This window comes from Bacteroides sp., assembly GCF_019417265.1.
Lineage (GTDB): Bacteria > Bacteroidota > Bacteroidia > Bacteroidales > Bacteroidaceae > Phocaeicola.
Map to the genome: position 1 here is coordinate 1 of NZ_DXVR01000144.1, position 4,703 is coordinate 4,703.

4 protein-coding genes are annotated in these 4,703 nt (G+C 42.3%); 2 read left to right on the forward strand and 2 right to left on the reverse strand.

The window, feature by feature from the left end:
* Positions 1-117: 117 nt before the first annotated feature.
* Together QZ379_RS12090 and QZ379_RS12095 are read left to right on the forward strand one after the other, a co-directional pair.
* Positions 118-420, forward strand: a complete 303-nt coding sequence (locus tag QZ379_RS12090; RefSeq protein WP_291565182.1) for a TonB-dependent receptor — start codon at positions 118-120, stop codon at positions 418-420.
* 3 nt (positions 421-423) lie between these two features.
* Entirely contained in the window at positions 424-843 is a 420-nt protein-coding gene (locus QZ379_RS12095; RefSeq protein ID WP_291565185.1) for a hypothetical protein, read from the forward strand.
* A 66-nt stretch (positions 844-909) separates the two neighbouring features.
* On the opposite strand, the gene QZ379_RS12100 is transcribed toward QZ379_RS12095, so the two are convergent.
* Together QZ379_RS12100 and gyrA are read right to left on the reverse strand one after the other, a co-directional pair.
* A complete protein-coding gene (locus QZ379_RS12100) occupies positions 910-2,127 on the reverse strand; it encodes a hypothetical protein (protein WP_291565188.1) in 1,218 nt (405 codons plus the stop codon).
* 21 nt (positions 2,128-2,148) lie between these two features.
* The coding region (gene gyrA / locus QZ379_RS12105; protein ID WP_291565191.1) for a DNA gyrase subunit A at positions 2,149-4,703 on the reverse strand (2,555 nt) is incomplete at its 5' end.

Genomic DNA, 4,703 nt, shown 5'->3' on the forward strand with positions numbered 1-4,703 from the left:
TCGAAATCAGCGGAGTAAAGCTTGCCGTGAGAAGTCAGCAGAAGTCATAGTAGCCCAATAATCGATAAGTCCGGGTGAAGGACTGAACCTAATAATTAATATCTGAATTTCTCCAAAATGGAGCAATTCTACCATTATATCAGCTTCAACGGGTTTGCACTTTCCACTGACTTCAGGATGCCGAGCATAGAAGGATTCAAGCCACGTTCCTCGGAACATTATGAAATAGGTTGGAAAAGAAACTTCGACAGTGACAGAGGGAAATTGAAAACATCTGCATATTATAAGACAAGACGGAACGTAGTGGCACTGAAACCGGATGTCATAGTAGAAAACGACAATTGGAACAATTACATAATGGCCGGTAACGGTGACAGCTACGGCATCAAGATGTTCCTCTATTATATGTATAGAAGATGAACCATGCAACTGTCGTACACCTACGCAAGAAGCCGTGAATGGTTTGATGAATATAAAGACCTCGGCAAACTGCCTTCGTTATACGACATGCCTCACTACGCAGCCGGAGCATTATCATACAAGATAAGCAAATCATCAAGCCTGTCATTGGGATGTGTAGCTAAGTCCGGAAGGATAAAGGTTTCCGATCACTGGTTCGAGAGTGACAAGGATTTAGGTTTCAGAAAAACTCGCGGAGAATTCAACTACAGAATAGATGTGGGATATACATTCAGAAAAGATTTTGGAGATAAGCTGTTGCTTTTCAGATGCGGCCTGTACAACCTGCTTGGAAATCCGCCTGAAGAAGATATCGTAGATTTCTACTCTGTACATATGTCAAAGAACTGCCTGCCATACGGAAGTATAAGCTTTAAGTTCTGATAAAGTTCACCCAATAAAAAATCCCGGCCTGAGCAGACCGGGATTTCATTATTGTAAAGTTTGAGATTAATATCCAAGTTCTTTTTCAAGAGCTTCGTATTCAGCTCTGTTAAGTTTCCAGTAGATTCTCAACATATACTGACCCCACAAAGCCTTGTTGCCAGGAGCAAATTCCTTAGCCTTTTCATAATATGGCAATGCCTTTGCATAAAGTTCTTTAATCTTAGCTTCACCTTCAGCATACTTAGGATCGTCCATAGCCAACTTAGAGTTTGCTTCTTCTATATCCTGACCTGGGAAGAAGTAGCAGTCACCCATCTTTGAATATGCTTCAGCTACGAAACCATCGTTTTTGTCAATGATTTTCTGCAAAGTAGCCAATGCTCCTTCGTAGTCTTTGTTTTCATACTGAAGAACACCTTTTACATACAAGAAATATGCAGAAGGGTTGTTAGCGATGATACCGTCTATTTCAGACAAAGCTTCTTTTACCTGTCCCTTCTGAATGTAGTTGTCCATAAGGTTACCTACGAAATATTCCTGTGCAGGGAATTTCTCAACACCTTCCTTAATAGCAGCAAGCCATTTAACAGAGTCTTTAGCTTCTTCTGACTTGTAAACTTCAGCAAGACACATCAAAGCTCTGTAACCTTCTTCCTTGTGGTTCTTACCGATATTTGCATATTTGATAACTGCTGCATTGTCCTTCAGTGAGTTTGCAGCCAAAGTTGCATAGTTTGCAATAAGTGGAACAAGAGTATCGTTCTTCACTTCATCCATATCTGCAAAGATAGGAGCAGTAGCAGCATCGCAATATATACCGAAGAATTTCAATGCATTGTTGTAGTTTCCTGCATTATATGCATCAGATCCTGCATTAGTCAAGTTAGGACGTACGGTAGCAAGAGTCTTTGCAAGTTTATTTCTCAATTTAGGTTTCTTAAGTTCGCCGCTTGCAACCTTAGCCTGTTCTACTTCATCACATTTCATGTAATATTCGAACATCTTAGCCAAACTGTTGTACAACTTAGCTGTATCTGCTTTTCCGCCCGGGAGATAAAGTTTCATATTCTCGTCATCATAGATAGCCTTCTGGAAATCACCGGCAAGTTTCCATGTTTCAGGGTCGTTGGCCGTTGTAGGGTCGCTCAAAGCAGGTTCAATAATCTGAGCCGCCTTAACCGGGTTACCTTTTTCAGACTTCGCCTTTTTTACAACACTTGTCTGTGCCGATACCGCACATGTGGCAAACATCACTGCAGCAGTTAGTAATACTTTTTTCATAATGTTTTAAATTTTAGTAAGTCAATTGTTTTGATTATTCTCTTCTTCTTGGGTTTCATTTGCATTGTTATCTATCCCATTGTCCGATAAGCCTTCAATCTGTTCTGTTTCTTCAGACTGAGCCTCTTCTTCAGGTTGAGAATCGACTTTACATACAGAACCGATACTGTCGTTTCGTTTCTCCAGGTCAATGAGTTTCACACCCTGAGTAGCACGTCCCATGATACGGAAATCAGCCACTTTCACACGGATTGTAATACCCGACTTGTTTATAATCATAAGGTCGTTCTCGTCTGTTACAGACTTGATGGCAACAAGTGAGCCTGTCTTCTCAGTAATGTTCAATGTCTTGACACCCTTACCTCCACGGTTGGTCTTACGGTAATCCTCGATATCGGAACGCTTACCATAACCGTTTTCAGAAACCACCATGATAGTTTCCTTTTCAGGGTCCTTGATGCAAATCATTCCTATAACTTCATCCTTTCCGTCTTCGTCGAGTGTAATACCACGTACACCGGTAGCGGTACGTCCCATTTCGCGGACAGCACTTTCATGGAAACGTATAGCACGTCCGTTGCGGTTTGCTATAACTATTTCGTTGTTACCGTTAGTCATACGGACTTCTATCACTCTGTCGTCTTCGCGGATAGTAATAGCGTTCACACCGTTCTGGCGTGGACGTGAATACTGTTCGAGGAGAGTCTTCTTGATTACACCCTGCTTAGTACAGAACAATACATAATGGTTGTTGATGAATTCCTTGTCGTTCAGGTTCTTGACACGCAAGTAAGCTGTTACGGCATCATCGCTGTCGATGTTCAACAGATTCTGTATTGCACGTCCCTTAGATGTCTTGTTGCCTTCAGGAATTTCATATACCTTCAACCAGTAGCACTTACCTTTCTGAGTGAAGAACAGCATAGTGTTGTGCATTGTGGCCGGATAGATATGCTCTATAAAGTCCTCATCGCGTGTTTCGCTACCCTTAGAACCTACTCCACCTCTGTTCTGAGCATGGAAGTCGGCCAATGGGGTACGCTTTATATATCCTAAATGAGATATAGTGATAACCATCTGTTCGTCAGCGTAGAAGTCTTCAGGATTGAATTCCTCAGAAGCATAAACTATTTCAGAACGACGCTTGTCACCATATTTTTCCTTCACCTCTATCAGTTCGTCCTTGATAACCTTCATACAGAGCTCATCGTTTGAAAGGATTTCCTGATAGTAAGCTATCTGCTTCATAATCTCTTCGTATTCCGCATGAAGCTGTTCCTGCAAAAGTCCTGTCAACTGACGAAGACGCATTTCTACGATTGCACGAGCCTGGATTTCGCTGAGTTCGAAACGGTTCATCAGGTTAGTGACAGCCTCATTAGGAGTTTTAGCAGCACGGATGATTCTGATTACTTCATCTATATTATCCGAAGCGATGATAAGACCTTCGAGAATGTGTGCACGTTCCTGAGCCTTGCGCAAATCGTACTTAGTACGGCGTATAACAACCTCGTGTCTGTGTTCAACGAACAATCTTATAAGGTCCTTAAGATTGAGCAGACGTGGACGTCCATTAACCAGAGCGATATTGTTCACACCGAATGAAGTCTGAAGAGCAGTCATCTTGAACAGTTTGTTCAGAACGACACTTGCATTGGCATCACGCTTTACGTCTATCACGATACGCATACCTTCGCGGTCGGACTCATCATTCACGTATGAGATACCTTCAATCTTCTTTTCGTTAACAAGAGAAGCAATATGTTCGATAAGTTCCTTCTTATTTACATTATAAGGAATCTCGTTTACGATAATCTTGTCATGATTTGTGTGAGTTTCGATTTCAGTTTTAGCACGCATAACTACACGTCCACGACCTGTTTCGTATGCATCTCTGACACCACTTACACCGTAAATGTATCCGCCGGTAGGGAAATCAGGAGCCTTGATGTATTGCATCAAGCCATCTACATCTATATCTTTATTATCGATATATGCCACACAGCCGTCAATAACTTCAGCCAGATTGTGTGTCGGCATATTTGTAGCCATACCAACGGCAATACCTGATGCACCGTTCACTAAAAGGTTAGGAATACGGGTCGGCATTACAGTAGGTTCCTGAAGAGTATCATCGAAGTTGTTCTGGAAATCAACTGTTTCCTTGTAAAGGTCCTGCATCATTTCCTCACCTATCTTCTTCAGTCTTGCCTCAGTATAACGCATTGCCGCAGGGCTGTCGCCATCGACTGAGCCGAAGTTACCCTGTCCGTCAACCAACGGATAACGCATAGCCCAATCCTGCGCCATACGCACCAATGCTCCATACACTGAAGAGTCGCCATGAGGATGGTACTTACCAAGCACCTCACCAACGATTCTGGCAGATTTCTTATAAGGTTTGTCCGAAGTATTTCCTAATTCCATCATTCCGTAGAGAATACGGCGATGTACAGGTTTGAAACCATCTCTTACATCCGGGAGGGCGCGCGCCACGATTACCGACATGGAGTAATCGATATACGACGACTTCATTTCCTCTTCGATGTTAATCTTTATAATTCTGTCTTGTTCTA

What these genes read in the sequence shown, in the direction of transcription:
- QZ379_RS12100 (WP_291565188.1), bottom strand. Translation starts at nt 2,127, where the DNA reads ATGAAAAAAGTATTACTAACTGCTGCAGTGATGTTTGCCACATGTGCG.
- QZ379_RS12090 (WP_291565182.1), top strand. Translation starts at nt 118, where the DNA reads ATGGAGCAATTCTACCATTATATCAGCTTCAACGGGTTTGCACTTTCC.
- QZ379_RS12095 (WP_291565185.1), top strand. Translation starts at nt 424, where the DNA reads ATGCAACTGTCGTACACCTACGCAAGAAGCCGTGAATGGTTTGATGAA.